Annotated in this window: 29 protein-coding genes; 15 read left to right on the forward strand and 14 right to left on the reverse strand. The window is 66.4% G+C overall.

From position 1 onward, the window contains the following. Window positions 1-52: 52 nt before the first annotated feature. Window positions 53-1,003 carry an endonuclease/exonuclease/phosphatase family protein gene (locus A1351_RS06025; protein ID WP_024881429.1) on the forward strand — a complete coding sequence of 317 codons (951 nt, stop codon included), beginning with the start codon at window positions 53-55 and terminating at the stop codon, window positions 1,001-1,003. A 2-nt stretch (window positions 1,004-1,005) separates the two neighbouring features. Here A1351_RS06025 and A1351_RS06030 read toward each other — a convergent pair whose 3' ends face one another. After that, window positions 1,006-1,407, reverse strand: a complete 402-nt coding sequence (locus A1351_RS06030; RefSeq protein ID WP_024881428.1) for a DUF3775 domain-containing protein — start codon at window positions 1,405-1,407, stop codon at window positions 1,006-1,008. Window positions 1,408-1,410: 3 nt separating this feature from the next. Then, window positions 1,411-2,022 (reverse strand): nicotinamidase, encoded by a 612-nt coding sequence (locus A1351_RS06035; protein WP_026599610.1) that lies wholly within the window; start codon window positions 2,020-2,022, stop codon window positions 1,411-1,413. A 26-nt stretch (window positions 2,023-2,048) separates the two neighbouring features. Here A1351_RS06035 and A1351_RS06040 point away from each other — a divergent pair, with 26 nt between their 5' ends. Then, entirely contained in the window at window positions 2,049-3,062 is a 1,014-nt protein-coding gene (locus A1351_RS06040; protein WP_036291937.1) for a hypothetical protein, read from the forward strand. Here the strand turns inward: A1351_RS06040 and A1351_RS06045 are convergent. Genes A1351_RS06045 through A1351_RS06055 form a run of 3 tightly spaced genes read right to left on the reverse strand, consistent with a single transcriptional unit; the run spans window position 3,046 to window position 6,589 of the window. Further along, window positions 3,046-4,416, reverse strand: a complete 1,371-nt coding sequence (locus A1351_RS06045; protein WP_064032496.1) for a nicotinate phosphoribosyltransferase — start codon at window positions 4,414-4,416, stop codon at window positions 3,046-3,048. The genes A1351_RS06040 and A1351_RS06045 overlap by 17 nt on opposite strands. Further along, window positions 4,413-5,930, reverse strand: a complete 1,518-nt coding sequence (locus tag A1351_RS06050) for a ribose-phosphate pyrophosphokinase (RefSeq protein ID WP_083967170.1) — start codon at window positions 5,928-5,930, stop codon at window positions 4,413-4,415. The genes A1351_RS06045 and A1351_RS06050 overlap by 4 nt, the downstream gene beginning before the upstream one ends. Further along, a complete protein-coding gene (locus A1351_RS06055) occupies window positions 5,927-6,589 on the reverse strand; it encodes a dienelactone hydrolase family protein (RefSeq protein WP_064032541.1) in 663 nt (220 codons plus the stop codon). The genes A1351_RS06050 and A1351_RS06055 overlap by 4 nt, the downstream gene beginning before the upstream one ends. A 111-nt stretch (window positions 6,590-6,700) precedes the next feature. Here A1351_RS06055 and A1351_RS06060 point away from each other — a divergent pair, with 111 nt between their 5' ends. The 4 genes from A1351_RS06060 (at window position 6,701) to A1351_RS06075 (ending at window position 9,581) form a co-directional block, all read left to right on the forward strand. After that, window positions 6,701-7,267, forward strand: coding sequence for a cold shock domain-containing protein (locus A1351_RS06060; RefSeq protein ID WP_064032497.1), 567 nt, complete (start codon window positions 6,701-6,703; stop codon window positions 7,265-7,267). A 72-nt stretch (window positions 7,268-7,339) separates the two neighbouring features. Next, entirely contained in the window at window positions 7,340-7,987 is a 648-nt protein-coding gene (locus A1351_RS06065; protein WP_064032498.1) for a phosphoribosyltransferase, read from the forward strand. 12 nt (window positions 7,988-7,999) lie between these two features. Then, entirely contained in the window at window positions 8,000-9,118 is a 1,119-nt protein-coding gene (gene ald / locus A1351_RS06070) for an alanine dehydrogenase (RefSeq protein WP_064032542.1), read from the forward strand. A gap of 1 nt (window position 9,119) precedes the next feature. Continuing rightward, window positions 9,120-9,581 (forward strand): YbhB/YbcL family Raf kinase inhibitor-like protein, encoded by a 462-nt coding sequence (locus A1351_RS06075; protein WP_024881419.1) that lies wholly within the window; start codon window positions 9,120-9,122, stop codon window positions 9,579-9,581. Between the two features lie 6 nt (window positions 9,582-9,587). On the opposite strand, the gene A1351_RS06080 is transcribed toward A1351_RS06075, so the two are convergent. The 5 genes from A1351_RS06080 to A1351_RS06100 all read right to left on the reverse strand — a co-directional run bounded on the left by A1351_RS06080 (window position 9,588) and on the right by A1351_RS06100 (window position 12,881). Further along, the gene (locus A1351_RS06080) at window positions 9,588-10,223 is read right to left on the reverse strand and encodes an LptA/OstA family protein (RefSeq protein WP_245291587.1); all 636 of its coding nucleotides are present in this window, start codon (window positions 10,221-10,223) and stop codon (window positions 9,588-9,590) included. Continuing rightward, window positions 10,220-10,915 carry an LPS export ABC transporter periplasmic protein LptC gene (gene lptC, locus A1351_RS06085; RefSeq protein WP_064032499.1) on the reverse strand — a complete coding sequence of 232 codons (696 nt, stop codon included), beginning with the start codon at window positions 10,913-10,915 and terminating at the stop codon, window positions 10,220-10,222. Before lptC ends, A1351_RS06080 begins: the two co-directional genes overlap by 4 nt. Before the next feature lie 187 nt (window positions 10,916-11,102). Continuing rightward, window positions 11,103-11,717: a ribonuclease D gene (locus tag A1351_RS06090; protein WP_024881416.1), complete on the reverse strand. Its 615-nt coding sequence runs from the start codon at window positions 11,715-11,717 to the stop codon at window positions 11,103-11,105. 80 nt (window positions 11,718-11,797) lie between these two features. Beyond that, on the reverse strand, window positions 11,798-12,271 hold the full coding sequence (locus tag A1351_RS06095; RefSeq protein ID WP_024881415.1) for a CYTH domain-containing protein: 474 nt from the start codon (window positions 12,269-12,271) through the stop codon (window positions 11,798-11,800). 16 nt (window positions 12,272-12,287) lie between these two features. Then, the gene (locus A1351_RS06100) at window positions 12,288-12,881 is read right to left on the reverse strand and encodes a hypothetical protein (protein WP_064032500.1); all 594 of its coding nucleotides are present in this window, start codon (window positions 12,879-12,881) and stop codon (window positions 12,288-12,290) included. Window positions 12,882-13,108: 227 nt separating this feature from the next. Here A1351_RS06100 and A1351_RS06105 point away from each other — a divergent pair, with 227 nt between their 5' ends. Further along, entirely contained in the window at window positions 13,109-15,328 is a 2,220-nt protein-coding gene (locus A1351_RS06105) for a tetratricopeptide repeat protein (RefSeq protein ID WP_064032501.1), read from the forward strand. A 33-nt stretch (window positions 15,329-15,361) separates the two neighbouring features. Here A1351_RS06105 and A1351_RS06110 read toward each other — a convergent pair whose 3' ends face one another. After that, window positions 15,362-15,640 carry a hypothetical protein gene (locus tag A1351_RS06110; protein ID WP_024881412.1) on the reverse strand — a complete coding sequence of 93 codons (279 nt, stop codon included), beginning with the start codon at window positions 15,638-15,640 and terminating at the stop codon, window positions 15,362-15,364. Between the two features lie 299 nt (window positions 15,641-15,939). Between A1351_RS06110 and A1351_RS06115 the strand changes: the two genes are divergently transcribed. From A1351_RS06115 to A1351_RS06125, 3 genes are all read left to right on the forward strand, one after another. Next, window positions 15,940-16,626: a TetR/AcrR family transcriptional regulator gene (locus A1351_RS06115; protein ID WP_157096129.1), complete on the forward strand. Its 687-nt coding sequence runs from the start codon at window positions 15,940-15,942 to the stop codon at window positions 16,624-16,626. 245 nt (window positions 16,627-16,871) lie between these two features. Next, a complete protein-coding gene (gene ftsH, locus A1351_RS06120) occupies window positions 16,872-18,767 on the forward strand; it encodes an ATP-dependent zinc metalloprotease FtsH (protein WP_064032503.1) in 1,896 nt (631 codons plus the stop codon). Between the two features lie 223 nt (window positions 18,768-18,990). Then, window positions 18,991-19,185 carry a type II toxin-antitoxin system HicA family toxin gene (locus tag A1351_RS06125; protein ID WP_024881409.1) on the forward strand — a complete coding sequence of 65 codons (195 nt, stop codon included), beginning with the start codon at window positions 18,991-18,993 and terminating at the stop codon, window positions 19,183-19,185. On the opposite strand, the gene A1351_RS06130 is transcribed toward A1351_RS06125, so the two are convergent. Continuing rightward, on the reverse strand, window positions 19,186-19,482 hold the full coding sequence (locus A1351_RS06130; RefSeq protein ID WP_024881408.1) for a type II toxin-antitoxin system HicB family antitoxin: 297 nt from the start codon (window positions 19,480-19,482) through the stop codon (window positions 19,186-19,188). A gap of 136 nt (window positions 19,483-19,618) precedes the next feature. Beyond that, complete coding sequence (gene leuB / locus A1351_RS06135) at window positions 19,619-20,731, reverse strand: 3-isopropylmalate dehydrogenase (RefSeq protein WP_026599601.1); 1,113 nt, start codon at window positions 20,729-20,731, stop codon at window positions 19,619-19,621. Window positions 20,732-20,964: 233 nt separating this feature from the next. Between leuB and A1351_RS06145 the strand changes: the two genes are divergently transcribed. The 3 genes from A1351_RS06145 to A1351_RS06155 all read left to right on the forward strand — a co-directional run bounded on the left by A1351_RS06145 (window position 20,965) and on the right by A1351_RS06155 (window position 23,796). Then, complete coding sequence (locus tag A1351_RS06145) at window positions 20,965-21,432, forward strand: hypothetical protein (protein WP_024881405.1); 468 nt, start codon at window positions 20,965-20,967, stop codon at window positions 21,430-21,432. Between the two features lie 117 nt (window positions 21,433-21,549). Beyond that, a complete protein-coding gene (gene secG / locus A1351_RS06150) occupies window positions 21,550-22,044 on the forward strand; it encodes a preprotein translocase subunit SecG (RefSeq protein WP_064032505.1) in 495 nt (164 codons plus the stop codon). 123 nt (window positions 22,045-22,167) lie between these two features. After that, window positions 22,168-23,796 carry a CTP synthase gene (locus tag A1351_RS06155; protein WP_026599598.1) on the forward strand — a complete coding sequence of 543 codons (1,629 nt, stop codon included), beginning with the start codon at window positions 22,168-22,170 and terminating at the stop codon, window positions 23,794-23,796. 86 nt (window positions 23,797-23,882) lie between these two features. On the opposite strand, the gene A1351_RS06160 is transcribed toward A1351_RS06155, so the two are convergent. Then, the gene (locus A1351_RS06160; RefSeq protein WP_024881402.1) at window positions 23,883-24,392 is read right to left on the reverse strand and encodes a hypothetical protein; all 510 of its coding nucleotides are present in this window, start codon (window positions 24,390-24,392) and stop codon (window positions 23,883-23,885) included. Window positions 24,393-24,596: 204 nt separating this feature from the next. Between A1351_RS06160 and A1351_RS06165 the strand changes: the two genes are divergently transcribed. Beyond that, window positions 24,597-25,997 (forward strand): sensor histidine kinase, encoded by a 1,401-nt coding sequence (locus A1351_RS06165; protein WP_064032506.1) that lies wholly within the window; start codon window positions 24,597-24,599, stop codon window positions 25,995-25,997. Then, entirely contained in the window at window positions 25,994-26,647 is a 654-nt protein-coding gene (locus tag A1351_RS06170) for a response regulator transcription factor (RefSeq protein WP_026599596.1), read from the forward strand. The genes A1351_RS06165 and A1351_RS06170 overlap by 4 nt, the downstream gene beginning before the upstream one ends. Window positions 26,648-26,655 lie beyond the last annotated feature (8 nt).

The following is a 26,655-nucleotide window of genomic DNA, read 5'->3' on the forward strand; positions in this document are numbered from 1 at the left end:
ATCTCCCTCTCCCGCCGCGCGCGGGAGAGGGCGCGAGACGGATTTTCGACGAATGGCGGGCCATTTTCGCCTCGCGACCTTCAACATAGAGAATTTGGACTGGTCGCCATCGGCGCAGGACGAATTCGATCGGCGCCTCGCCGTGCTGCGTCCGCAGCTCGCGGCGATCGACGCCGATATTCTCTGCCTTCAGGAGGTCGATGCGCAGCGCGAGACCGCGCATGCGCCGCGACGCTTCATCGCGCTCGATCGTCTCGTCGAAGGCGGCGGCTATGCGAATTTCTTCCGCGCGACGACTTCGCGTCCAGGCGCCGACGCGCCCGCCGATATCCACAATCTCGCGCTGCTCTCGCGCTGGCCGATCGTCGAGCGCCGCCAGCTCTATCACGACATAATCGCGCCCTGGCGCTGGATTCCGCCGCCGGAAACGAGCGCCCCGCAGCCGATCGACATTCTATTCGAGCGGCCCATTCTCTATGCGCGCATCATGCTCCCCGATGGCGCAACGCTACATGTGCTGAACTTGCATTTACGCGCGCCGCGCGCCGTGCCGCTGCCGGGCGAGGCGGATCGCAAATCGAGCCGCGCCTTCGCGGAAGGCCAATGGCTCGCCGCGCAAAAGCGCGAAGCGCAGGCGCTGGAGGCGCGGCTCTTCGTCGATCGCATTTTCGATGTGGAGACCGCGCCGCTCATCGCCGTCTGCGGCGATCTCAACTGCGACGCCTATGATGCGCCCGCGCGCATTCTCTGGGGCGCGGAAGAGGCCGCGGCCGGGCCGCGCAGTCTCGCCCCGCTCGCGCTGCGCATTGCGGAGCGCACGCGCTTCACCGTGATTCACGCCGGCCGCAAGACGCTCATCGACCAGATATTGGCGTCGCCCGCTCTCGCGTCACGATGCGAGGAGGTCGTGATATCGAATGAGGGCCTCGCCGATGAGGCGACGGCGCAAGATCCGATTCTCGGCTCACTCCACGCGCCGCTCGTCGCGCGTTTTCGTCTTTGAAATTATTGCCGATCGTCCTCGAAGCCTTCGCAGCTCTCGTCGAACTCGTCGAGCCCCGCCTCCAGATAGCTCGCCAGCAGCGGAATGCCGAGCAGATATTTCGAGGTCGGCCCTTTGCGTCGCTCCTTCGCCTGAATGACCGCGGAATCCCAATCATCGGCGGTGAAATCGCCGCGTCCGACCCAGACGAGCGCGACCAGCTCCGCCTGCTCGTCATCGTCCATCGCCTCGATGAACTCGACGAGCTCGCGGCGATTTGGCGACCAGCCTTCCTCCGTCAGCACGCTCACGAATTTGTCGTCGGAAGGATTGGAGGCGTCGGGCTGCATGCCTTCGTCCTCGGCCTCGAGCTCGCGCGCCTTGACGATGACGAAGCAGACTTTATCGGTATTGATTTCCGGCATGGCTCACGTCCTCGAGATGTGATCGACGTCATATGGGGCGCGGGACGGCTCGATCACCGTCACGCCGGCGGCGCGCATTTCCGCGCGCGCCTTCTCGCCGCCCTCGCGTGTCACTGGGCGCGTGGCCGCGCGCAGCACATGAGTCTCGAAGCCGAGACGCGCAGCGTCGATCGCGCTGCATTTCACGCAGAAATCTTCGGCGAGACCGACGACGAAAATGCGATCTATGGCGCGCCGGCGCAGCTCCTCCGCGAGGCTGGTGCCGTCGAAATCGGAATATTGCTCGCGCTCCGCGCGCTTGGCCTTGGAGACGAACAAAGCGCCCGGCGGCAGGCGCAGCTCAGGGTGAAACTCCGCGCCTCTGCTGCCGCGCACGCAATGCTGCGGCCATTCTCCGCCCTGCGCGGCAAAGCTCACATGGTCCGGCGGATGCCAGTCGCGCGAGACGATGATCTGAGTCCCGGAGCGGCGCGCCTCGTCGATGACCTCATTGACGACCGGGAGAATCTCCTCGGCCTTTGGAACAGCGAGCTTGCCGCCCGAAAAAAAGTCGAGCTGAAGATCGACGATCAGGAGAGCGTCGGTCGAGCGCAGCCCTATCTTCTTTCTCGTCATCGCGACCTCCTCCAATGAAGCCGCCTATGTCTTCGCCGCAAGACCGAGCGCCATCCGATCGCCTCGCCGAGGAGCTGAAGCGTCGCCTCGCGCGCGCGCCCGCCGGCGTCGATGTCGTCGAGACACATATGTCTCGCCTGTTCCTTGCGGGAGACCGCGTCTATAAATTGAAGAAGCCCGTGCGCTTCGCCTTCCTGGATTTTTCGACGCCGCGCGCGCGTGAGGCCGATTGTCGCGCAGAGCTTCGGCTCAATCGTCGCCTCGCGCCGAATGTCTATCTCGATGTGGTTCCGGTCACGTTCGCCGATGGACGATTGGCGATCGGCGGCGCGGGCGAGATCGTCGATTGGCTCGTCGAGATGAAGCGTTTGCCGGCCGAGCTGATGCTCGATCGTCTGCTGGCTGCCGGCGCTGTCGACGCGCGCCGGATCGAGGCGCTCGCAATGCGTCTTGCCGCCTTTTATGCGGGCGCCGATCGCTCCACCATCTCCGCGTCCGAATATGTCGCGCGCTTCTTTCGCGAGCAGGCGGAAAATCGACGCATCATCACCCTGCGCGATTTCGCGCTCGATCATTACGACGCCGTGGCTCTGCTCGATCGCGTCGATCGCCTGCTGGTAGCGCAGACGCCGGCGCTGGAGGCGCGCGTGCGCGAAGGGCGCATCGTCGATGGACATGGCGATTTGCGACCCGAGCATATCTGCTTTTGCGAGCCGCTGGCGATTTTCGATTGTCTCGAGTTCAATGATGAATTGCGGCAGGTCGATCCTTTCGACGAGCTCGCTTTTCTCGATCTCGAATGCGCTCTGCTCGGCGCGCCGCAAATCGGCGCGGCCATTGTCGAGGCCACGGCGCGGCGTTTGCCAACTCCGCCGCCGCCCGCGCTCTTTGCGCTCTATGGCGCTTGTCGCGCGCTGCTGCGTGTGCGTCTCTCGCTCGCTCATCTGCTCGATCCCGCGCCGCGTCACAAGGACAAATGGGAGCCGCTCGCGCGCCGCTATCTCGCGCTCGCGCGTGAGCGCCTCACGCGCATCGGGTGAGATGCGGCTGTCGCGTCCGCGGAGCCTTGCGCGTGAGAGACGCTTCCACCTCGCGCTCATATTCGGCGAGGCTCACGCTGATCGTCACCGGATAGGGACCGGCGCAAGGCGAAAGGCCGCGGGCGTCGGACGGCAGCGCCGCCATCGCCGCGCGCGCATGCTCGCGAATGTCGGGCAGGCTCGGATGCGGCTTCACCAGCTCGCCGTCGCGCATCACCGGCTCGAGCAATGGAACGCCGGAGTAGCGCTCGTCCTCGCGCGCGATGACGTCGCGCAGCGCGACGCCATCGTGGAATTGGCGGAAGATCTGCTTGCGGCCCGGTAGATTGCGCTTGCCGGGCGACAGCTTCATGCGCCCCTCGCCAGCGAATTCCACGAGCTTATAGGCGATATCGAGCGCCGGCGCATCGGTGGAAGCCGCCATTTCCGTGCCGACGCCGAATGCGTCGATCGGCGCATGCGAGGCGGCGAGGCGATCGATGAGCGTTTCGTCGAGCCCGCCGCTCGCGACGATCTCGACGCGCGTGAGCCCGCCTTCGTCCAATATGCGCCGCGCCTGCCGCGACAGCGCATCGAGGTCGCCGGAGTCGAGCCTTATCGCATGCACGTCGAAATCGGCGCCCATCTCCTGCGCCAGCGCGACGATCTTGCGCACGCCTTCCAGCGTATCATAGGTGTCGACCAGCAGCGTCGCGCCGGGAAACATGCGCGCATAGGCCTCGAAGGCGGCGGCCTCCGAAGGGCAGGCCTCGATGAAGCTGTGCGCCATGGTTCCGGCGACGGCGATGTCATGCGCTCTGCCCGCGGCGAGATCGGAGGTGGCGGCGACGCCGGCGATATGAAAAGCGCGCGCGCCTTTCAGCGCGGCGTCGAAGCCTTGCGCGCGGCGTGCGCCGAAATCGACGATGGCGCGTCCGCGCGCGGCGAAGACCATGCGCGCCGCCTTGGAGGCGAGCATGGTCTGCAGGCCGATCTGATTGAGGATCAGCGTCTCGACGATCTGCGCCTCGCCGATCGGCGCCGTCACTTCGAGAATGGGCTCATTGGCGAAGAAGGGCGTGCCCTCCGGCAGCGCGCGAATGTCGCCGGTGAAGCGAAATCGCGCGAGCCAGTCGAGAAACTCGCGCCCGAAGCCGAGCGAGGAGAGATAGCGCAAATCGTCTTCCGAAAAGCACAGCTCGTGCAGCTCTCTCAGCACATCGGCGAGGCCGCAGGCGAGCAGGAAATTGCGCGCTGGCGGCAGACGCCGCACGAAGAGGCCGAATGTGGCGCGGCGCTCCGCCATGCCGAGCTCGAAATAGGCGCGGAGCATGGCGATCTCATAGAGATCGACGAAGAGAGCATTTGCGGTCATGGGGCGCCTTTCGGACCTGTGTCGAGCAATTCGTCGATGGAGCCGCCGCTGTGGAGGCGCGCGATCGCCTCGGCGAGCAGCGGCGCGACGCCGAGCGTCACCAGGCGCCCGCGCAAGCGTTGCGCGACGGCTTCGCTCAGCGCGACCGTGTCGGTGACGACGATCTCCTCGATCGGCGCCTCGCGCAGCGCGCTGTCGGCGTCGCGCGCGAAGAGTCCATGCGTCGCGGCGAGGAAGATGCGCGTCGCGCCATTGGCGCGGCAGGCGCGCGCGGCGCGCGCCATCGTGCCGCCGCTGCTGATGAGATCGTCGAGAATGACGACCGCGCGGCCAGCCACATCGCCGGCGAAAATCTCGCCGGCGATCTCGCCCATGCTGCGATGCTTGTCCATGAAGCCCTTCGCGACCGGATGCGCGAGGATTGTCTCGAGGCGCTGGCGGAACAGCTCGGCGCGCTTTTCGCCGCCGAGATCGGGAGAGACGATCGCCGCAGGCTCGGTGCCGAGCCGCTGCGCGAAATAGCGCGCGAACAGCGCCTGCGCGTCGAGCGCGACGGCCTCTATGCGAAAGGCGTTCTCGAAGGCTGCGATATTATGCGCGTCGATGGCGACGATGCGATCGGCGCCGATCGCCTCCAGCAATTGCGCGACATAGCGCGTAGCTACAGGATCGAGCGGCTTGGTGCGGCGATCCTTGCGCGCGTAGCAGAGATAGGGCGTGACGGCGGTGACGCGCGCGGCGCCGGCGTCGCGCAGCGCGCCGATGAAGAAGAGAAGGCGCAAGAGCTTGTCGGCGCCGCTGTCGCCGGTCTCGCCCTCGAGGCTCGCGAGGACATAGACATCCTTGTCGCGCACGCCGACGAGCGGCCGCGTCTTGCGCTCCTCATCCTCGAAGCGGCGCTCCTCATGCGGCGAAAGCGTGATCGCGAGCTCGCGCGCGACGCGCTCGCCGAGCGCGCGGCTGGAGCCGAGCGCGAACAGCGCGATCGGCTCGTCCGTCGCCGGCGGCGGCTCATGCGCCGGCGCCGGCGCCTCATAGCGCTGAATGTTCAGCGCGCCGAGCACGGCGCCGAGCGCGCCATCGGCGAGCGCGAGCGGAGCAGCGAGCAGCTCGACGCCGGCGCGGTCGCGGCCTTTCTCGACCAGGGTGAACTCCACGAGCGCAGGCTCGCCGGCGCGCAAGGCTTCATCGAAGAGGCGGCGCAGGCGCACGGCGCCGCGGCGGTTGGGCGCCTCGCTCAAGCGCGCGCCTTCCGCGACGGCGCCGAGCAGCGGCGCCACCGCTTTGGCGCCGATCACGATCTCATAATCGCGCGCTTCCGGCACGGCGCGAAAGGCGAAGCCGCCATGACGCAGATCGGCGACGACATCGGCGAAAGTCGGCGCAACGCCGCGGCGTGAGGCGCGCCAATGCTCGAGCGCGCGGCTCGTCTCGACGCCGATCGGCCGCGGCGCGAGATCGATGCGCTCGAAGAGACGCTTCAGATAAGGTTGCGTCTGGGCCAGCGTGGTCATGCGAATCTCTCGCTTCGATCGCGCCGCGCCAATTTCTCGGCCAGCCATTCCGCCGCGAGCGCGGCCGCCTGCTCCAGAGTTCCAGTCTCCTCGAACAAATGTGTCGCGCCTGGCACGACGTCGAGCCGTGCGTCGGCCAAGCGTCTCGCCGCGATGCGATTGAGATTAAGAACTTCGAAATCGAGTCCGCCGACGATGAGCAGAGTCGGCGCGCGCACATGCTCTAGCGCGTGGCCCGCGAGATCGGGGCGTCCGCCGCGCGAGACGATCGCTTTCACCTTTTGTGGCCGTTCCACCGCCGCGACGAGAGCTGCGGCGGCGCCCGTGCTGGCGCCGAAGAGGCCGATCGGCAGATTGTGGAGCAGAGGCTCGATCGCGGCCCAGTCGATCGCCTCGACGACGCGGCTGGCCAGCAAGGGAATGTCGAAGACATTGCGGCGGTCCTCGGCTTCTTCCTCGCTCAGCAGATCCATCAGCAATGTCGCGAGGCGCCTCTCGCGCAGCGCGGCCGCGACGAAGCGATTGCGTGGGCTGAAGCGCGACGAGCCCGAGCCATGCGCGAAGATTATCGAGCCCTGCGCATCTTCTGGAACTGCGAGCGAGCCGCCGAGCCGGCGCGGCCCGACGGCAACCTCGAACTCGGCGATCGGCGTCGTCATGATGCGCATCCTTCCGCCGGCGGCGCGACTTCCTCCGCACGCCCTATCTATCTATCGCGCTGCTCGCACGAGCGGCGGCGAAATTCGCGTCACGAAAACGGAGGCTCGGCCATGCAGACGACGCCGGAAATCGATTTTCAAGGCATGGAGGCTTCGCCGCAGGCGCAGGCGCGCATTGCGCGTCAGATCGACGAGCTCGAGACTCGCTTCGGCCGCGTCACCGCTTGCCGCATCGTGGTCAAGGCGCCGAGCACGCGTCATCACACGGGCGGGCAATATGAGATCAACATACGGCTCGCTCTGCCGGATGGGCGCGAGGCGATCGTCGAGCGCACGCCGCCGCAGGACGAGCGCTATCAGGATTTCGATTTCGCGCTGAACGACGCTTTCAAACGCGCGCGCCGCCGGCTGCAGGATCAGGTGCGTCGCCTCGAGGGTCATGTGAAGCAGCATGCCGAGCCCGCGCTCGGCGTCGTGCGCCGGCTGATGCGCGAGGACGGCTATGGATTCCTAGAAGGCGAGGATGGGCAGGAACTCTATTTTCACCGTAATAGCGTCGAAGGCGCGGGTTTCGATGCGCTCGAGCGCGGCGATCGTGTGCGCTATGTGCCTGAAGACGCCGAGGATGGCCCTCAGGCCAGCGCGGTGCGGCCGCTCGGCGAGCGGGCGCCTTCGTGAGCGGCCTCTCGCATCGCGGCGGCTCCCGACTATATCGATGGCGTCGCGCATCCGCGCCGGAGCTGGATCGCCATGCCGTTTCGAGACCGTGACGACGCAGGTCGCCGCCTCGCCGATGCGCTCGCCGCGCATGCCGGCCAAGCTTGTGTCGTCTATGCATTGCCGCGCGGCGGCGTTCCCGTCGCCGCGCATATCGCCGAGAGGCTGAAGGCGCCTCTCGATCTCGTGCTGGTGCGCAAGATCGGCGTTCCCTATCAGCCGGAGCTGGCCATGGGCGCGATCGCCAATGGCGGCGCGCCGATCATTGTGCGCAATGAGGATGTGATCGATGCGGCGGAGGTGACGGAGTCCGTTTTCGATTCCGTCTGCGCGCGCGAGCGGGCGGAGCTAGAGAGACGACGCGGGGCCTATCTGCGCGGCAGGACGCGGCCCGATGTCGGCGGCAAGCTCGCTGTCGTCGTCGATGACGGCGTCGCGACCGGCGCGACGACGCGCGCGGCGCTGCGCGCGGTTCGCGCGCTGCATCCGCGCAAGCTCATTCTCGCCATTCCCGTCGCGCCCACCGATGCGCTCGCAGCGCTTCGTCACGAGGCCGATGAGATCGTCTGCCTCGAGGATTATCGGAGCTTCGGCGCGATCGGCTTCTTCTACGAGAATTTTCGCCAGATCGAGGATGCGGAGGTGGTCGAGATTCTCGATCGCTTCTCGCCGCTCGCGTGATCGGAGAGCATGATGCGCGTCGGCGCGCCCAAGGAAATCAAGGACAATGAATTTCGCGTCGCGCTGACGCCGGCCGGCGTCTACGAGCTCGTGCAGCGCGGGCATTTCGTCATGGTGGAGAGCGGCGCCGGCGTCGGCGCGGGGATTTCGGACGGCGATTTTCAGACGGCGGGCGCCGCGCTGGTGGAAGGGCCGGAAGCGATCTTCGCCTCCGCCGATCTCATCGTGAAGGTGAAGGAGCCGTTGGCGCAGGAGCGCGCGCGATTGCGGCCGGGGCAGCTGCTGTTCGCTTATCTGCATCTCGCCGCCGATCGTGCGCAGGCGCTCGATCTCATGCGCTCCGGCGCGATCTGCATCGCTTACGAGACCGTGACTTCGCCCTTCGGCGGTCTGCCGCTGCTGACGCCCATGTCGGAGATCGCTGGGCGGCTCGCGCCGCAGGCGGGCGCGCGCTGTCTCGAGAAATCCATGGGCGGGCGCGGCGTTCTGCTCGCTGGCGCGCCGGGGGCGCCGCCGGCCGAGGTGATGATTCTCGGCGCCGGGACAGTCGGAACGCAGGCGACGATGATCGCGCTCGGCATGGGCGCGAGCGTCATCGTCGCCGATCGCGGCGCCGAGCCGCTGCGGCGCCTCTCCGCGCGCTTCGGCAATGCGCCGCGCACCATTTTCTCGACGCCGACGGCGATAGCGGAGCTGGTGCGGCGCGCCGATCTCGTCATAGGCGCGGCGCTGGTTCCGGGCGCGGCGGCGCCCAAGCTCGTCAGCCGCGGCATGGTCGCGGGCATGAAGGCGGGCGCGGTCATCGTCGATGTCGCGATCGATCAAGGCGGCTGCTGCGAGACCTCGCGGCCGACGACTCATTCCGATCCCACCTATGTCGTCGATGGCGTCGTGCATTATTGCGTCACCAACATGCCGGGCGCCGTGCCGCGCACCTCCACATTCGCGCTCGCCAGCGCGACCTTGCCTTTCGTGCTGGCGCTCGCCGACAAAGGGCTCGGCGCCTTGCGTGAGGATCCGCATCTTTCCGCCGGCCTCTCAGTGGCCCGCGGCGAGATCGTCAACGCAGCCGTCGCCGCGGCGCTCGGTCTCGCTGTCGCGGCGGCGGAGAAATTCACGACAGGAGCGTAATATGCGGCTGCTATCGTCGGCCTTCGCCCATGGGGAGGAGATACCGCGCAAATACACATGCGACGGCGCCAATGTCTCGCCGCCGCTGCGCTGGAGCGACGCGCCTGCGCAGACGAAGAGCTTCGTGCTGCTCTGCGACGATCCAGACGCGCCGGCCGGCGTCTGGCGCCATTGGGCGGTCTATGATCTATCGCGCGACGCCACGGGATTGCCGGAAGGCGCCGGGCGTCCGGGGCCGCAGCGCGGCTTCTCGCAGGGGATCAATGATTTCGAGGGCTCCGGCTATGGCGGGCCATGTCCGCCGCCGCGCCATGGCGCGCATCGCTATCGTTTCCGGCTGATGGCGCTTTCCACAGCCTCGCTCGCCGTGGCGCGCAAGGAGCCGAGCTGTCTCGAGGTGGAGCGCGCCGCCAATGAGGTCCTGCTCGAGGAGACGGCGCTGGTCGGCGTCTATCAGCGCTGAGCGCCCTCAGTCGGCGCGGCGTTCCGCGGCGGGAGCGGGCTCCTTCTTCTCCTTATTGTCTCCCTTGACCTCGCCGGGCGTGAAAATGCTGCGCACGCGCTGGCCGGGCTTCTCGATCACGGTCGCTTGGCCCGTCGCCGTGTCGTAGGTAAGCTTCTCTCCCCTCACGACTCCATTGTCTTTGGTCAGGGTCACATTGCCGATGAGATAGACCTTGTTCTCGCCGCGCTCATAGCTGCCGTGATCGCCGGTGCCGATCTGATCCTTGGAAACGAGCGTCACCGGGCCTTCCGCGTCTATGTGGCGAACGCGGTCGCTGCCGCCGTTGCTCTCCTGGCCCGGCTGCGCCTTGTCGAGGAAGATGATGAGGCGCGAGGCCTTCAGCGTGGAGGGGCCGTTCACGACGATGACGCCGCCCGAATAGACGAGCTTCTGCTCCTTGTCGAAATAGTCGAGCTTGCCCGCGTCTATGTCGACCGGGTCCTTGGCGCTGGCGCCGGGGAGAATGCCGCTGGAGCGGCCTTTGGCGGCGAGCGGCGCGGCGGTCATAAGCGCGGCCGCGAAGACGGGAATGGTCAGGAAAGCAATGATTTTCGTCGAGATCATTTTCTTGGCGATCAACTTCTTGGCGATCATTTTCATGGAGACGATCCTTCCGCCGCGCCAGCGTCGTCGTCGCCGGGCAGCGTCGTATGCACAGCGCCGGAGAATGTCGCGCGGCGCTCGTTCTGCGAGAATTCGACCGATTGCGACGTCACCACCGATCTGTCCAGCGTCAGCCTGGTCGGATGGTCGGAGGTGACGATATTGCCGCGAAAATCGATGACCGCCGCTTCGGTGCGCAAATCATAATGCTTGCCGTCGAAGACGCGGGCGCCGCGGGAGAGATCGGCGCGGTCGTTCTTGGCGTCATAGAGGCCATGTTCCGCCGTCAGCACGACATTCGATTCATTGTCGCTCTGAATATGCACCTCGAGCTGCTCCAGCTCGAACACATCTGGCTTGGCGATATCCTGTATGCCGGTGCGGGCGTGCAGCTCATAGGGGCGGCCGTCCTTGCGATAGCCGACGAGCTTGGGGCTTTCTATGGTGATGCGCGTGCCCTGCATGGCGATGCGCGAGAAGCGCAGATCGGCCGGCAGAAAGCGCAGCGAATGAAGCGCCACGCCCACGGCCACGGCGGCGACGATCGCGCCGCTGCCCCACAGCAGCCAGCGCCGCAGCCGGGCGACGCGCTGGGAATGGCGCCGCGCCTGCGGAATGGCGTCGCGTCGCGGCGCGACGATGGAGGCGAGCCGATCGCGTCTGTCGCTCGGCGGCGAGGCGTCGTTCATTCTGATTCTGCCCGCCAATTCTGCTCGTCATCCCTGCTCTAGAGTCATTCCGGTTCAGATCGAGCCGGAATGACTCTCGATTTCCTTGTTCGGTCGTGTTTTCTTCACGCGAACCGGTTCCCACCTCGCTCGAAAACACTCTAGAACCGCCGCGAGATAACGCCGACCGCATGGCGAATTCGAGGCGTCATTCATGCGAGAAAATATCGGTCTCCGGCCAGCCCGCGAGATCGAGCCGCGCGCGCGTCGGCAGAAACTCGAAGCAGGGAGCCGCGAGATCGGCGCGGCCCTCGCGCGCCAGCATGGCGTCGAGCTTCTCGCGCAGCGCGTGGAGATAGAGCACGTCCGAGGCCGCATAGGCGAGCTGCGCGTCCGAAAGCGTCGCCGCGCCCCAGTCGGAGGATTGCTGCTGCTTGGAGATTTCCACGCCGAGCAATTCGCGCACCAGATCCTTCAGCCCATGGCGATCCGTGTAGGTGCGGATGAGCTTGGAGGCGATCTTGGTGCAATAGACGGGCTCCGCCATCACGCCGAAGGTCTTGGCCAGAATGGCGATGTCGAAGCGCGCGAAATGGAAGAGCTTCAGCACCTTCGGATCGGCGAGCATGCGCGTCAGATTGGGCGCCGCGGTTTGGCCCGGCGCGATGCGCACGAGATCGGCGTCGCCATTGCCGCCGGAGAGCTGGACGAGGCAGAGCCGGTCGCGATGCGGATTGAGGCCGAGCGTTTCCGTGTCGATGGCGACGACGGGGCCGAGATCGGCGCCGTCCGGCAGGTCGCCCGTATGCAGGCGGATGGTCATGGGCTTTTGATTCGCTTTCTCGAGGGAGAGCGATCTTTAGCCGATTTCCGGGGGCTTTGTCGAAGCGGGGCTCGGAACCGCTATGGCGTGTTCCAATAGCCGAAGGGCCGCTTCGACAATTCAGAGTTGAAATAGCGCGGATCGCCCGAGACCTCGCGGCCGAGCCAGCCCGGACGGTCGAAGCTCTCCTCCTCGGAGCCGAGCTCGATCTCGGCGATAATCAGCCCGTCATTCTCGCCCAGGAACACGTCGACGGTCCAGAAATGGCCGCCGAACACCTCCTCATAGCGCGTCTTCTCGATCAGCGGCCGCTCGCACAGGCGATCGAGCATGATCTGCGCATCCTCGACGGGAATGGGATATTCGAACTCCGAGCGGGTGACGTTGGAGGTTCGGCCCTTGATCGTCAGAAAGGCGGCGCCGCCGGCGATGCGCACGCGCACCACGCGATCCTCGGCGCGCGAGAGATAGCCCTGGCGAAAGGCCACGCCGTCGTTGCGCGGCCGCCACAGCTCACGCGTGACCAGAAACTTCCGCTCGATCTCCACGCCCATTCCTTCCTCCTCCTGCTCAGATCGCCAGAGCGGCGGCGCGCTCGACGCCTTTGGGAAAATTAACATTGAGCCGCGGATCGGCGTCGAGCGCGTCGAGCGCCGCGGCGAGGCGGCGCTCGTCCTCGCTCTCCAGAGCGACGCTCTCCATTGGCGCGGGGCCGATCTGCAGCCGCACGAATTCCGCCGCGCAGCCGCGAAAGGAGAAGCGCAGCCGCGACTTTCGCACCGCGACGGCGCGCAGCGCGGGGCAGGGCGCGACGATCTCCGCAAGAAAACGCGCCTCGTCATAGGCGGCGCGATCGAGCCGGCTCAGCGGCAGCGCCAGGGCCGCGGCGGCGGCGGCGAGACGCTCCGCCGTCACCGGAAAGGGCGCCCGAAAGGCGGGCTCCCATAATTCCAGCCCATCGTCGACGCGCAGCAGACGCTTCACCTCGAGCGCCTCGTCGCGAAGCTTCGCGGAATGCGGCGTCAGCGCGTTCAGCAGATAGATCTCGTCGCTGCGGCGCGGCAGGCTCGTCGGCGAGCCGAGCTTGGCCTCCAGCGCCGCGAGATCGGCGCCGAAGATGCGCCATTCCCAACGTGGCGTCGCATTCGGCTGGAGCGCGTCCATGGGACCTCTCACTCTCACGGCGAGCACCGCTGGTGTGCAGCCTACCGAGGCTTGCAATGAGCGTCGTGACGAAAGACGCATCGACACGACATTTAGCGCGGCGGCGGCCGGAGAGGATGGCGCGATCGTTCGCCGTTCAGAAACACGGCGAATAAGATGGCGCAACATCGGCGTCCGAGATAGAGCACAGTTGTGGCTCGGCCCGATTCGTGGATCACTCGCGAAGCATGAACGACATCACGCCGGATTCGGCTTTTCGACAGGCGCGCGCGCGCCACGAGGCGGGACAGATCGACGAGGCCGCGGCGCTCTATCGCGGCGTTCTCGATTGCTGGCCGGAACATGCCGACAGCCTGCATCTTCTCGGCCTTCTGGAGGCGGAGCGCGGCGCGCCGGAAACGGGCCTCGCGCTGATCGCCAAGGCGATGGCCATCACGCCCGGACAGGCGATCCATCACAACAGCCGCGCGCTCGCTCTGCGCGCGCTGGGGCGGCTCGAGGAGGCGGTCGAGGATTATCGCGCCGCGGTCGCGCTGCGGCCCGGCTCCGGCGCGCTGCATTGCAATCTCGCCAGCGCGCTGATGGATCTCGGCCATGGCGCCGCCGCCGCCGCGCATTACGCCGAGGCCACGCAATGCGCGCCGGATCAGCCGGCGATCTGGTACAATCTCGCCAATGCGCTGGCCGAGATCGGCCCCGCCGCACAGGCGGAGGCGGCCTTTCTGCGCGCCATAGAGCTCGAGCCGCGGCTCGTCGAGGCGCAGGGCAATTTCGGCCGCTGGCTGATGCGGCGCGGCCGCTGGAGCGAAGCCGCCGCGCGTCTCACCATCGCCGTGCGTCTCGCGCCCGGCGACGCCAATTATTGGAACAATCTCGCCGTCGTGCTGCAGGAGCTCGGCCGTCATGCCGAGGCGATCGTCTGCTATGAGAGCGCGCTGGCGCTGAAGCCCGATCTCTCCGACGCGCATTATAATCTCGGCTGCCTGCTGCATCTCGAGGGACGCACCGATGACGCGGTGGCGCGCCATCGCGCGGCCATCGCGGCCGATCCCGGCCATGGCGGCGCGCGCATCGCGCTCTGCATGGCGGAACTGCCGATCCTCTATGACACGCAGGAGGAGATCGCCATTCGCCGCGCGCGCTATGCGCAGGCGCTCGCAGCGCTCGCCGCTTCCGCGCAGGATGCGGAGATCGCCGCCGCGCTCGCGCCGGCGATCTCCGCGACGCAGCCCTTCTTCCTTCCCTATCAGGGCGAGGACGATCGCCAATTGCAGACGCTTTATGGCGAATTCGCCTGCCGCACTCTCGCGCAGGCGCATCCCGCCGCGCCGCTCGCGCCGCCGCCGGCGGCGAGCGAGCGCATACGCGTTGGAATCGTCAGCGGCTTCTTCTGCCGCCATACCGTGTTCCGTCTTTTTCTCGAGAGCTGGATCGAGAAGCTCGATCGCGCGCGTTTCGAGATCATCGGCTTCCATACGGGCAAGACCGAGGACGCCGAGACGATTCGCGCCGCGCAGGCCTGCGACCAATTTCCGCGCGAGCCTTCGACGCCGGAAGGTTGGCGCGAGGCCATTGTCGCCGCGGCGCCGCATGTTCTGCTCTATCCAGAGATCGGCATGGATCCCGTGTCCGGCTGGCTCGCGGCGCAGCGTCTCGCGCCCGTGCAATGCATGGCCTGGGGCCAGCCAGAGACGAGCGGCATGCCGACGATCGACCATTTTCTGTCGAGCGAGCTGATGGAGCCCGAAGGCGCCGAGCGCTTCTATACCGAGCGTCTCGCGCTTCTGCCCAATCTCGGCCTGCATTACACGGCGGAGACGCTCGCGCTGCAAAAGCTCGATCGCTCGCTTTTCGACGCCGAGCCGCACGCGCCGATCTTCTTCTCGGGACAAGCGCTCTACAAATATCTGCCCTGCTATGATTCCGTTTTTCCGCGCATCGCCGCGGCGATCGGGCCGTGCAAATTCCTCTTCATCGCCTTCGCCAAGAGCGAGGAGGTGACTGCGGTCTTCCGCGCGCGGATGCAGCGCGTCTTCGCCGCCGCCGGACTCTCCGCGGAAGATCATTGCGTGATTTTGCCGCAAATGCCGCAAGAGCTGTTCATCGCCACCGCGGCCGCGTCGGATGTCATTCTCGATACGCCAGGCTGGTCCGGGGGCCGCTCGACGCTCGATCTGCTCGGCGCCGATCGCCCGATCGTGACATTGCCCGGCGCATTCATGCGCGGGCGCCATACGGCCGCGATTCTGCGCCGCATCGGCTGCGAGGAGACGATCGCCTCCTCGCTCGATCATTATGTCGAGATCGCCGTGCGCCTCGGGCGCGACCGCGCCTCTCGCGCCGGGCTCGCCGCCCGCGTCGCCGCCGAGAAGCGCAGAGCCTTCGAGGATATGGATTATATTCGCGCGCTCGAGGATTTTCTCGAGACGGCCGTGCGCGGCGGTTGAAGGGCCGCGCCGGCTACAGCCGATTTCGCCGGCTCAAATCTTCTGGAGCGTTCGCTTTTTGGCGACGACGCCTGTCGGCGCTTCGCGCGGCTGCGCCGGCGAACGGCGACGCGCGGGAGGGGGAGTGAAAACGAAGCTGCGTCCGCCGAGCACGCCGCGATAGGGCGCGCTCGTGTCGTAGCGCGTGAGATCGAAGCTGACGTAGGTGTTCGGCACGCCGACCGAAAGCACAGATTCGTCATGGGCGATGACGTCGACCTCGAGCGCCTCGTCCGGTCGATCGGGGTCCAGAAGGTGAATGCGTCCTTTCATCTCATCCTTCTTCTTCGTATCGATGCTCGACAGAAAGATCGATGGTCCAGACGATAGGGACGGCGCCGAAGCCTCGCGGAACCGGTTGCGCCCTCATCTGGCGTGCTGCAATGACGGCTTTCGGAAATGACGGCCTATCGAAATGGCTTCGCGCTCGTTCCAGCAGCAGCGCCTACGGTAGAAAATACGTGAGACTCAGAAAAAGTCAACGATGTTGAGTTGGTCGGCCGCATGTCGGATTGACCGCCGCCGGCGGGCGCATATCTTGCCTGCGCTCGGGCGGGGGACGGGATATCGAGATGCAGGCGAAGCCGAAAGAAAGCCGCGGCGGAGAGAAAACGCGCGGGCGCATTCTCGCGGCGGCGCTCGCGCGTTTCGGCTCGGCCTCCTATGAGGACGTCAAGCTTCGCGACATAGCGGCGGATGTCGGCGTGGATGTCGCGCTCGTCCACCGCGCCTTCGGCTCCAAGGAGCAGCTCTATGCGGCGGCGCTGACGGCCTCGCGGGCGAAGGAACGGCCGGTCGTTTCGGAAGGGCGCAGCCTCAGCGCGCAATATGCCGAGGGCCTGTTCGGCGAGCGCGAGAATGAGACGCTGCAGATCGTCGTGCGCTCCATGACCAATCCGCAAGCGCGCGAAGTATTGCGTATGCGCAGCGGCCCGGAATTCATCGGCCCTATCGCCGCGACGCTCGAGGGGCCGGCGGCGCTGGAGCGCGCCACTCTCTTCAACGCCTGCCTCTTCGGAATCTCGATATTGCGCCAAGTCCTCGGCGTGGAGGCGCTCCGGGACGCCAATGAAGCGACGATGCGTCCTCTGATCGAGCGCCTGCTCGCTGTCTGCCTTGCGCCAGAAGGCGCAGTCGCGGAAGGCGCGGTGGAGAAAGTGAGCGTCCCGCCGGCGCTCGAAGCGCGCCGAGCCGAAGCTCTCCCCAACAAAAAGACGGCGGCAAGAGCGGCGCGCAAACGCCACGCTGAGCGCAAGTAGCGAGCGAGCCGCGCCGGCCCATCGGCCTGCGACATGCGCGCCGATGGATAAGCTCGCGGCGGCGCCTATATTCCACCAGCGCGACTCGTTTCTCGGTGCGCGCGGACGCTCGGCCCATCTTTAGAGTGTTTTCGAGCGAAGTGGGAACCGGTTCGCGTGAAGAAAACACGGCAGAACAAGGAGATCGAAGGTCATTCCGGTTCGATCTGAACCGGAATCACTCTAGCGACGATGAGGCGCGACTCATGGAGCAGCCACCGAAGGACAAGGCCTGGTCTTTTCATCTCGCCTATTTTCTGCTGGCGCTGATCGGCGTGCTCATACTGCAGCAGATGTGGACGGTCTATCGTCAGACCGAGGTCGTTCCCTATAGCGAGTTCCAGACCCTCTTGCGCGACAGCAAGATCGACTCGGTCGAGGTCGGGAGCGACGTCCTACGCGCCACGCTGAAGGAGCCCATGTCGGACGGGCGCAAGCAGCTCGTCGCGGTGCGCGTGCCGACCGATGTCGCCGCCGAGCTCGAGGCCGCCAAGGTCAAATATTCCGGAATCGTCGAAAACACCTGGGTCTCGACTCTGCTCTCCTGGGTCGTGCCGATCGCTCTGTTCTTCCTCGTCTGGAGCTTTCTGTCGCGCCGCATGACGCAAGGCTTGGGCTCGGTCATGCAGATCGGCCAGAGCCGCGCCAAGATTTTCGTCGAGACGGATGTGAAGGTCGGCTTCGCCGATGTCGCCGGCGTCGACGAGGCCGAAGAGGAATTGCAGGAGATCGTCGCCTTTCTGAAGGACCCCAAGACCTATGGGCGTCTCGGCGCGCGCGTTCCCAAAGGCATTCTACTCGTCGGCCCGCCCGGCACCGGCAAGACTCTGCTCGCCCGCGCGGTGGCGGGCGAGGCGGGCGTGCCCTTCTTCTCCATCACCGGCTCGGAATTCGTGGAGATGTTCGTCGGCGTCGGCGCCGCGCGCGTGCGCGATCTGTTCACGCAGGCGCGCGCCTCGGCGCCTTGCATCATCTTCATCGACGAATTGGATGCGCTCGGCCGCGCGCGCGGCATCTCGGGCCTCTCCGGCGGCCATGACGAGAAGGAGCAGACGCTCAATCAATTGCTCGCCGAATTGGATGGATTCGATCCGAGCGCCGGCGTCGTGCTGCTCGCCGCCACCAATCGGCCCGAGGTGCTCGATCCGGCGCTTTTGCGCGCCGGCCGCTTCGATCGGCAGATTTCCGTCGATCGGCCGGACAAGATCGGCCGCGCCGCGATCTTGAAAGTGCATTTGCGCAAGATCAAGCTCGGCGCCGATATCGATCCCGCGCAGATTGCGGCGATGACGCCGGGCTTCACCGGCGCCGATCTCGCCAATCTCGTCAATGAGGCGGCGACTTTGGCGACGCGGCGCGGCGCGGTCTCGGTGACGCTGGACGATTTCACCTCGGCGATCGAGCGTGTGATCGCCGGGCCGGAGAAGCGCAATCGCCTGCTGCATCCGCGCGAGCGGCGCATCGTCGCCTATCACGAGATGGGCCATGCGATCGTCGCCATGGCGCTGCCGGATATGGACCCGATCAAGAAGGTCTCGATCATTCCGCGCGGCATGGGCGCGCTCGGCTATACGATGCAAATGCCGACCGAGGACCGCTATCTGATGACGCGCACCGAGCTGATGAATCGCATGACGGTTCTGCTCGGCGGCCGCGCGGCCGAGATGAATGTGTTCCACGAGGCGACGACCGGCGCCGCCGACGATCTGCAGCGCGCGACGGAAATGGCCCGCTCCATGGCGACGCGCTACGGCATGGAGCCCGCGGTCGGTCAGGCGTCCTATATCGCCGAGCGGCCGCGCTATCTCGACATAGCCGATCTCGGCCAGCGCTCGCAGGCGAGCGAGGAGACGAGCGCGCGCATCGACCGCGCCGTGCGGGAGCTGGTGAACGACGCTTTCATCCGCGCTACTGGGATTTTGAAAGCCTGCGCGAGCATTCACGAGGAGACGGCGAAGCGGCTGCTCGATAAGGAGACGTTCACAGAGGAGGAGCTGGAGCCGATCCGCGCGGAGGTGGAGGCGAGCCTGAAGGCTCGCGGTCCAGGGACCGCGCCGAACGCGGAGCCTTCAGGCTCGCATTCCGCGACGAGTGGCGGTTGATAGCTGCGCCGCCCGTCCGCGCGCTTTTTCCAGCATGTGGTCGAGGGGCGACCCGCGACTCGCTTTAACGATCACAATAGCGAGGAAGAAATACGGGGATATCGGGGATATTGGGGATATTGGGGATATGAAGAATATCGGCGCCGCCAACGCATCGACGGATGGGCGCGTTTCTCCGTAGCCGTGTAGATAGATAGGCGTCACCGAATCCTGAAGGCGCCTCATGCTCACCAACAGTCGCGATATTATCCGCCGCCTGGAGCGTGAAGGCTGGCGACTCGTGCGCATCAATGGATCGCATCATCACTTTGCGAAAGACGGCCGACGCAATCTCGTGACGGTTCCGCATCCTAGGTCCGATATTCCGCTCGGCACGGCGCGGAATATCTACAAGCAGGCTGGCTGGGCAAAGGAGTAATCAGGCCGCCTGTTGCGTCGATCGGGCGCGCGGCGGCGGCAGGGCTATGACGAGAACGGCGTCGGCGAAGCTCTCCGCCCATTCCGGGTCGCCCATTATCTCGGACAAATCGCGGGTCGGCAGGATCGGAAGACCTTCCTCGATCATCCCCTCGGTCCAGCCTTCCAACGCCTCCGTCGCCATGGCGAACAGATCGTCGAGCTCGTCGGCGGCCGAGAAGCAGCCGGGCGCGTCGGGAAAGCTCACGCCATAGGCGCTGTCGCCTTCCTGGTGGATGATGGCGATATAGGGTTTCATGCGACGCTCGTTCTCATAGACGAGCAATCATAGCGCATTTCATTCATATTGCCATGCGGGACGAGGCGAGCGAGACGAGGAGCGGCGCGGCCGACGCCCGACGGCTCTGCGAACGGAGCCGCCGGGCCGGATGGCCTCACCCCAGCGTCTTCTTCAGCTCCGCCAGAATCGCGTCGCCCATCTGGCTCGTCGAGACCGGCTTGTCGGTCGGCCCGGCGATGTCGGCCGTGCGCAGGCCGGCGGCCAGCACGTCGGCGATCGCCTTGTCGATCGCATCGGCGACCGGGGTCAGGCCGAAGGAATAGCGCAGCGCCATCACCAAAGAGCCGATCATGGCGATCGGATTGGCGAGCGCCTTGCCGGCGATATCCGGCGCGGAGCCGTGGCAGGGCTCATAGAGCGCCTTGCGCTTGCCGGTCGCCGCGTCTTCCCCGCCGAGCGAGGCGGAGGGCAGCATGCCGAGCGAGCCGGTCAGCATGGAGGCGACGTCCGACAAAAGATCGCCGAAGAGATTGTCGGTGACGATGACGTCGAACTGCTTGGGCCGGCGCACCAGCTGCATGCCCAGCGCATCGGCGAGCATATGCTCGAGCTGCACATCGGCATATTCGCGGGCGTGCAGGGCCGTCACCACCTCGCGCCACAAAAGGCCGGACTTCATCACATTGGCCTTCTCGGACGATGTGACCTTGTTGGTGCGCTTGCGGGCGAGCTCGAAGGCGATGCGGGCGATGCGCTCGATCTCATAGGTCTCATAGACCTGCGTATCGACGCCGCGCTTCTGGCCATTGCCGAGATCGGTGATTTCCTTGGGCTCGCCGAAATAGACGCCGCCGGTCAATTCGCGCACGATCATAATGTCGAGGCCGTCGACGAGATCGGGCTTCAGCGAGGAGGCGTCCACCAGCGCCGGATAGCAGATGGCGGGGCGCAGATTGGCGAAGAGGCCGAGATCCTTGCGCAGCCGCAACAGGCCGGCCTCGGGGCGCACGTCATAGGGAACGCCGTCCCATTTCGGCCCGCCGACGGCGGCCAGCAGCACGGCGTCGGCGCTCTGGGCCATGGCCATGTCGGATTCGCTGATCGCCTGACCGTGGGCGTCATAGGCGGAGCCGCCGACGAGGCCCTTCTCCGTCTCGAAAGAGGCGACGCCGGAGGCGCTCAGAAACGCGATGAGCTTTTCGGCCTCGGCCATGATTTCCGGGCCGATGCCGTCGCCCGGCAGGAGAAGGAGCTTGTAGGCGGCCATGAAATCCTCTCTATCTCTGGTTCTCGGGGTTGCGCCGTCAATAAGGCGCGCGCTGCCGCAAGGCAACATCGCGGAGAAATCCATCGTGATGCGACAATCTGTCCGAGGCGGCCGGCTTGCCGGGATCGCGACGGCCGTGCAGCCTGCGTTCCGAGCCCCATAAGGAGCCCCGCTTCGCGCCCGTCGCATTAGGCCGGCGTGAAGGATAAAAACGAAAAGAGGAGACGCGTTTCATGTCGAAATCGAAGATCGTGGCGGCCGCCCTGCTCGCGACCGCGCTCACCGCCGGCCGCGCCGAGGCCTTCTGCCTGTTCTCCTGCGATCCGACCGCCGACAACGCCCGCTCGGTTTTCGAGAATCGGCTGAAGCAGAAGTTCGATCCGGACGTCAAGGTGGTCAAATTCGAGGTGTCGCGTTTCTGGCAGCTGGATGTCGAGGGCGCGGGCCATAAGGCCGTCGAATTCTACTTCACCGGCACGGCGGAGTTCCCCAAGGGCGCCAATCTCGATTGCAAGCCGGATGAGGCCGGGGCCGTGAAGGAGGGCTGCTCGGCCAGCAAATATTATTCGACGACTGTCTCCAATCAGGAGATCAAGGGCCGGCAATATATCGAGCCGGGCGCCACGATCGAATTCAAGGACGAGACGCGCTTCGATCAAGCCCCGAGCGGCTGGAAGGGCCAGGACGGCAAGTCCTATTGATCGGGCGATCGGCGCCGCCCCTTCCCTAGGCCCGCGCAATTGGTGTAGAAGGCCCGCGACAAGAACATGCGCGGGCCGCGGGGCGGGCGGAAACCGGGCGTCGGGAGACAGCGGTTCATGCAGCAGGTTATCATCGTCATCCACCTGATGGTGGTGGTCGCTCTCGTCGTTCTGATTCTCTATCAGAAGTCGGAGGGCGGCGCGCTCGGCATCGGCGGCGGCGGCGGCCTGTTCACGGGCCGCGGCCAGGCCAACGCCGTCACCCGCGCCACCGGCATTCTCGGCGCCATCTTCTTTCTGACGAGCATCGCGCTCACTGTTCTCCCGGCCTGGGAGCGCGGTAGCGAGGGGGTCGATCCCGGCAAGCTGGAGCTCAAGGAGATCCCGCCGGCCGGCGCGCCGGCGACGGGCGCCTCGACGCCGGCTCCGACGGACAAGAAAGAAAGCATCTTCGACCAGCTGCAGCGCGTCCAGCAGCAGCGCCAGGGCGCGACGCCGCCGGCGGCCGAGCCGCCTGCTGCCGCCGCTCCGGCGACGGAAGGCGCGAAGGAGCCCGAGGCGAAAGCCCCCGAGGGCGCAGACGCAGACAAGGCTCCGGCCGAGCAGAAGTGAGGCGCGGGCGGCTCGCGAGGGCCGCCCTTCGCAGCTTCGGCCAGCGAACGGCCGGTGGAATTCCGCCGGCCGACGAAAAAAGTCTTTTCCGAATCGATCCAGAGGCGATAAGCGTAAGGCCCCATGGCGCGGTACATCTTCATCACCGGCGGCGTGGTCTCCTCACTCGGCAAGGGCTTGGCGTCGGCGGTGCTCGGAGCATTGCTTCAGGCGCGCGGCTACACCGTGAGGCTGCGCAAGCTCGATCCCTATCTCAACGTCGATCCTGGCACGATGAGTCCGTACCAGCACGGCGAGGTCTTCGTGACCGACGATGGCGCCGAGACCGATCTCGATCTCGGCCACTATGAGCGTTTCACCGGACGTCCCGCTTGTCGCCAAGACAATGTGACGACCGGGCGCATCTATCAGGACATTATCGCCAAGGAGCGGCGCGGCGACTATCTCGGCGCGACGATCCAGGTGATTCCTCACGTCACCAACGCCATCAAGGAATTTGCCCTCGAGGGCAATGACCATGTCGATTTCGTCCTGATCGAGATCGGCGGCACGGTGGGCGACATAGAGGGCCAGCCCTTCTTCGAGGCGATCCGCCAGCTCGGCAATGAGCTGCCGGAGAAGCATTGCATCTATATCCATCTGACGCTGCTGCCCTTCATCCCCAGCGCCGGCGAGCTGAAGACCAAGCCGACGCAGCATTCGGTGAAGGAGTTGCGGTCCATCGGCATTCAGCCGGATATTCTGCTCTGCCGCACCGATCGCGAGATTCCGCGCGAGGAGCGCCGCAAGCTCGGCCTCTTCTGCAATGTCCGCGAGAATGCGGTGATCGAGGCGCGCGACGCCGCCCACATCTATGACGTGCCGCGCGCCTATCACGCGGCAGGGCTCGACGCGCAGGTGCTCGCCGCCTTCGGCATAGACCCCGCGCCCAAGCCGGATATGAGCCGCTGGAATGCGGTGACGCAGCGCGTGAACAATCCCGAGGGCGAGGTCACGATCGCCGTCGTCGGCAAATATACCGGCATGAAGGACGCCTATAAGAGCCTCATCGAGGCTCTGGCGCATGGCGGCATCGCCAATCGCGTGAAGGTCAATCTCGACTGGATCGAATCGGAGGTGTTCGAAAGCTCCGATCCGGCCGCCCATCTCGAGCATGTGAACGGCATTCTCGTGCCGGGCGGCTTCGGCCAGCGCGGCGCGGAGGGCAAGATTCTCGCGGCCCGCTTCGCCCGCGAGCGCGGCGTTCCCTATTTCGGCATTTGCTTCGGCATGCAGATGGCGGTCATAGAGGCGGCGCGCGCCCTCGCCGGCATAGACAAGGCCAATTCGACCGAATTCGGCCCCTGCGAGGAGCCCGTCGTCGGCCTGATGACCGAGTGGCTGCGCGGCAATGCGCTGGAGCAGCGCTCCGCGAGCGGCGATCTCGGCGGCACGATGCGCCTCGGCGCCTATCCCGCCCATCTGAAGCCCGGCTCGCGCATCGCCGCCATCTACGGCCGCTGCGATATATCGGAGCGCCATCGCCACCGCTATGAGGTGAACGACGCCTATCGCGAGCGGCTGGAGGCGCATGGCCTCTCCTTCGCCGGCTCCTCGCCGGATGGCGTGCTGCCGGAGACGGTCGAAATTCCCGACCATCCCTGGTTCATCGGGGTGCAATATCACCCGGAGCTGAAGTCGCGCCCCTTCGAGCCGCATCCGCTCTTCGCCAGCTTCATCGAGGCGGCGAAGGCGCAGAGCCGGCTGGTCTGACAAAGCATAGGCGCGAGCGAGCCTGAAGGCTCGCGGTCCAAAGCGCATCCTGGACCGCGAGCCGTCAGGCTCGCTCGCGCTCGGAGTTACTCCGCTCGCTCGAGGCTCCGAGCGATCGTCGGCGCCGCGGCTTCGCCGGCGCGCCAAGCCGCGCGCGCCGCGAGGAAGGCCGCCGTCAGAAATCCCACCGTCGTCAGGGTGAAGCTCACGCCCGCAATCAGGGGAAAATGCGGCTCGACCGGCGGCAGCGTCGCCGGATCGATCTTCGGCGTCAGCGCGCGCAGCGCGAAGGACAGCGGATTGTTGAAGGTTCCGAAGCAGATAGAGACGATCATCCAGATCGGCGGCCGTATGGCGTATTGGCGGAACAGCAGCGCGAAGACAAAGACGAACTGCGCCATCATCAGATAATCGATATGGGCGCGGATGAGATCGTCGCGCCGGGGAATGGCCTGGGCGAGCGCGCTGTCCGGGTAGAACAGAGTGACGCCCAAGATCCAGGCGATGGCGAGCGCCATGCCCAGCAGCAGCGTCGCAAAGGCGAGCAGAAAGGCGTTGCGCGACGGCAGGCGCGCCGCGATCGATCGCTGTCTCATCGTAAATCTCCGAAAACCCCGACAGGGGAGAGGGGCGATCCTGCCTGCTCGCCGCCTCTCGTCCTAGGGCGCCCGGACCCGCGTCGCCCGGGCATTTTGCCCGATCTTCCCGAGGTAAAGCAGAGCGGCGGCCGGATCGCATTGGCGGTCAAGGCGATTCCTGCTTTACTCGGCGATGCTGGGAGAAAGCCGGAGCGAAGCCCGATGCAATTGATCATTCGCCTCATCATGCGACTCGTCGCCATTGTGGGCTTTTGCCTGGCGCTCGCCATCGGCTGGGTGATGGACGACGCCAATCGCTCCATTCGCGCGGAAACGCGAGGCTCTGCCGAGCGCGTCGCCCATGAGCTCGAGCATCTCTTCTGGCGCGAGATTCTCTGGCGCGGCTCCATGCGGCGCGACAACATATTGCCCATTCCCAATTGGGAATCGCTGGCGACTTTGAAGCTGGTCTCCCCCGGCGTCTGCATCACTTTCGCGCCGGGGACGGAGGAGCCGCGCGTTCTGTGCAGCCAGATGGATGGCGTCGGCGTCGAGGCGCCGCAATGGTTCACCCGCGCTTTCGATCTTCTGTTCGGCGCGCCGGCGCCGGTGTCGCGGCCGCTCACCGTGCGCCAGCCGGAGACGGGCGCCGTGGTGGCGCGCGCCGATCAGGGCGCCGCCGTGCGGCAGGCCTGGCGCGAAATCTCCATCGTCGCCGGCGTCGCCGCATCCATGGCGGTCGGCGTCTGCCTGCTGGCGGCGCTCGCCATCTTCCACGCGCTGGCGCCGACGCAGATCATCGTCGATGGGCTGCGCCGGCTCGAGAATGGCAATTACCGTCATCGCATCAAATCCTTCACCAGCGGCGAGTTCGGCCTCATCGCCCGCGCCGTCAACGACCTCGCCGAGCGATTGGCGCAAACGACGGCGGAGCGGGTCGCGCTGACCAAGCGGCTGTTCGAGGTGCAGGAGGAGGAGCGCCGCGCTCTGGCGCGCGATCTCCATGACGAGTTCGGCCAATGCCTGACGGCGACCAGCGCCTTCGCTGCGGCGATAGAGGCGGGGGCGTCCGACCGGCCCGATCTCGCGGCCGACGCGCGCTCCGTCGGCAAGGTGGCGCGGCGCATGACGATGACCCTGCGCGAGGCGCTGGCGCGGCTGCGCTCGCAGGATCTCGACGAGCTGGGCCTCGAGGCCTGCCTCGTTCAGCTCGTCGCCGGCTGGAACGCGCAGACGGCGCCTCGTGCAGTCGTGCATCTCGATCTGATGGGCGATCTCGCCGGCGTGCCACCCGCGGTCTCCACCAGCGTCTTCCGCATCGCGCAGGAATGCCTCACCAACGCCATGCGCCACGGCCGGCCGAGCGAGGTTTTTCTCCGCGTGGAGCGGCTCGCCTCCAATGATGGTTTCGTCGCCCTCACCGTGGAGGACGATGGCGAGGGCGATCCGACGCGCATCGACTTTTCCGCCGGCCATGGCCTGCTCGGCATGCGCGAGCGCGTTTCCGCCTTCGGCGGCAGCCTCTCCATCGACCGCGCCGCGCGCGGCGTCTGCGTCGCGGCGCGCATTCCGCTGGCGCCGGCCAATTCCAACGCCGCCGGCGCATTCGGGCGGGCGGCGTGAGCGGCGTCTCGGTGCTGCTCGTCGACGATCATCCGATCGTGCGGGAGGGCTATCGCCGCCTGCTCGAGCGCCAGCCGGGCTTTCGCGTCGTCGGCGAGGCGGACAGCGCCGCCGCGGCCTATCAGGCCTATCGCAAATTCTCGCCCGATGTGGTGGTGATGGATCTCCAGCTCACCGGCGGCGCCGGCGGGCTGGAGGCGGTGCGCCATATAAGGCAATGGGACAAAAGGGCGCGCATTCTCGTCGTCACCATGCATGACGCCGCGGCCTATGCGTTGAAGGCGTTCGAGGCCGGCGCCAGCGGCTTCGTCACAAAGGGCGGCGAGGCGGCGGAACTGGTCCGCGCGGTGGAGACGGTCGCCCATGGCGGCCGCGCGCTCGGCGACGACATAGCGCGGGAGATCGCGGCGGAGCGCCTCGCCGAGGGGCGTTCGCCCATTGACGATCTCGGGCCGCGCGAGACGGAGATTCTCCGCCTCGTCGCCTCCGGCCGCACCACGGACGAGATCGCCGGGGCGCTCAACCTCAGCGCCAAGACGGTGCAGAATTACCACTATCAGATCAAATCCAAGATGGGCGCCCGCACGGATGCGCATCTCGTCTGGCTCGCCATCGGCGCCGGCCTGGTCGGCGGCGAGGGGGCGGTGTGAGAAGATGC

Source organism: Methylosinus sp. R-45379 (genome assembly GCF_001644125.1).
GTDB lineage: Bacteria > Pseudomonadota > Alphaproteobacteria > Rhizobiales > Beijerinckiaceae > Methylosinus.

What these genes read in the sequence shown, in the direction of transcription:
- A1351_RS06100 (WP_064032500.1), bottom strand. Translation starts at nt 12,881, where the DNA reads ATGGACGCGCTCCAGCCGAATGCGACGCCACGTTGGGAATGGCGCATC.
- A1351_RS06125 (WP_024881409.1), top strand. Translation starts at nt 18,991, where the DNA reads ATGCTCACCAACAGTCGCGATATTATCCGCCGCCTGGAGCGTGAAGGC.
- A1351_RS06040 (WP_036291937.1), top strand. Translation starts at nt 2,049, where the DNA reads ATGTCTTCGCCGCAAGACCGAGCGCCATCCGATCGCCTCGCCGAGGAG.
- A1351_RS06065 (WP_064032498.1), top strand. Translation starts at nt 7,340, where the DNA reads ATGCCGTTTCGAGACCGTGACGACGCAGGTCGCCGCCTCGCCGATGCG.
- A1351_RS06105 (WP_064032501.1), top strand. Translation starts at nt 13,109, where the DNA reads ATGAACGACATCACGCCGGATTCGGCTTTTCGACAGGCGCGCGCGCGC.
- secG (WP_064032505.1), top strand. Translation starts at nt 21,550, where the DNA reads ATGCAGCAGGTTATCATCGTCATCCACCTGATGGTGGTGGTCGCTCTC.
- ftsH (WP_064032503.1), top strand. Translation starts at nt 16,872, where the DNA reads ATGGAGCAGCCACCGAAGGACAAGGCCTGGTCTTTTCATCTCGCCTAT.
- A1351_RS06075 (WP_024881419.1), top strand. Translation starts at nt 9,120, where the DNA reads ATGCGGCTGCTATCGTCGGCCTTCGCCCATGGGGAGGAGATACCGCGC.
- lptC (WP_064032499.1), bottom strand. Translation starts at nt 10,915, where the DNA reads ATGAACGACGCCTCGCCGCCGAGCGACAGACGCGATCGGCTCGCCTCC.
- A1351_RS06110 (WP_024881412.1), bottom strand. Translation starts at nt 15,640, where the DNA reads ATGAAAGGACGCATTCACCTTCTGGACCCCGATCGACCGGACGAGGCG.
- A1351_RS06030 (WP_024881428.1), bottom strand. Translation starts at nt 1,407, where the DNA reads ATGCCGGAAATCAATACCGATAAAGTCTGCTTCGTCATCGTCAAGGCG.
- A1351_RS06025 (WP_024881429.1), top strand. Translation starts at nt 53, where the DNA reads ATGGCGGGCCATTTTCGCCTCGCGACCTTCAACATAGAGAATTTGGAC.
- A1351_RS06035 (WP_026599610.1), bottom strand. Translation starts at nt 2,022, where the DNA reads ATGACGAGAAAGAAGATAGGGCTGCGCTCGACCGACGCTCTCCTGATC.
- A1351_RS06160 (WP_024881402.1), bottom strand. Translation starts at nt 24,392, where the DNA reads ATGAGACAGCGATCGATCGCGGCGCGCCTGCCGTCGCGCAACGCCTTT.
- A1351_RS06145 (WP_024881405.1), top strand. Translation starts at nt 20,965, where the DNA reads ATGTCGAAATCGAAGATCGTGGCGGCCGCCCTGCTCGCGACCGCGCTC.
- A1351_RS06080 (WP_245291587.1), bottom strand. Translation starts at nt 10,223, where the DNA reads ATGAAAATGATCGCCAAGAAGTTGATCGCCAAGAAAATGATCTCGACG.
- A1351_RS06155 (WP_026599598.1), top strand. Translation starts at nt 22,168, where the DNA reads ATGGCGCGGTACATCTTCATCACCGGCGGCGTGGTCTCCTCACTCGGC.
- A1351_RS06055 (WP_064032541.1), bottom strand. Translation starts at nt 6,589, where the DNA reads ATGACGACGCCGATCGCCGAGTTCGAGGTTGCCGTCGGGCCGCGCCGG.
- A1351_RS06090 (WP_024881416.1), bottom strand. Translation starts at nt 11,717, where the DNA reads ATGACCATCCGCCTGCATACGGGCGACCTGCCGGACGGCGCCGATCTC.
- ald (WP_064032542.1), top strand. Translation starts at nt 8,000, where the DNA reads ATGCGCGTCGGCGCGCCCAAGGAAATCAAGGACAATGAATTTCGCGTC.
- A1351_RS06130 (WP_024881408.1), bottom strand. Translation starts at nt 19,482, where the DNA reads ATGAAACCCTATATCGCCATCATCCACCAGGAAGGCGACAGCGCCTAT.
- A1351_RS06115 (WP_157096129.1), top strand. Translation starts at nt 15,940, where the DNA reads ATGCAGGCGAAGCCGAAAGAAAGCCGCGGCGGAGAGAAAACGCGCGGG.
- A1351_RS06165 (WP_064032506.1), top strand. Translation starts at nt 24,597, where the DNA reads ATGCAATTGATCATTCGCCTCATCATGCGACTCGTCGCCATTGTGGGC.
- A1351_RS06060 (WP_064032497.1), top strand. Translation starts at nt 6,701, where the DNA reads ATGCAGACGACGCCGGAAATCGATTTTCAAGGCATGGAGGCTTCGCCG.
- A1351_RS06095 (WP_024881415.1), bottom strand. Translation starts at nt 12,271, where the DNA reads ATGGGCGTGGAGATCGAGCGGAAGTTTCTGGTCACGCGTGAGCTGTGG.
- leuB (WP_026599601.1), bottom strand. Translation starts at nt 20,731, where the DNA reads ATGGCCGCCTACAAGCTCCTTCTCCTGCCGGGCGACGGCATCGGCCCG.
- A1351_RS06045 (WP_064032496.1), bottom strand. Translation starts at nt 4,416, where the DNA reads ATGACCGCAAATGCTCTCTTCGTCGATCTCTATGAGATCGCCATGCTC.
- A1351_RS06050 (WP_083967170.1), bottom strand. Translation starts at nt 5,930, where the DNA reads ATGACCACGCTGGCCCAGACGCAACCTTATCTGAAGCGTCTCTTCGAG.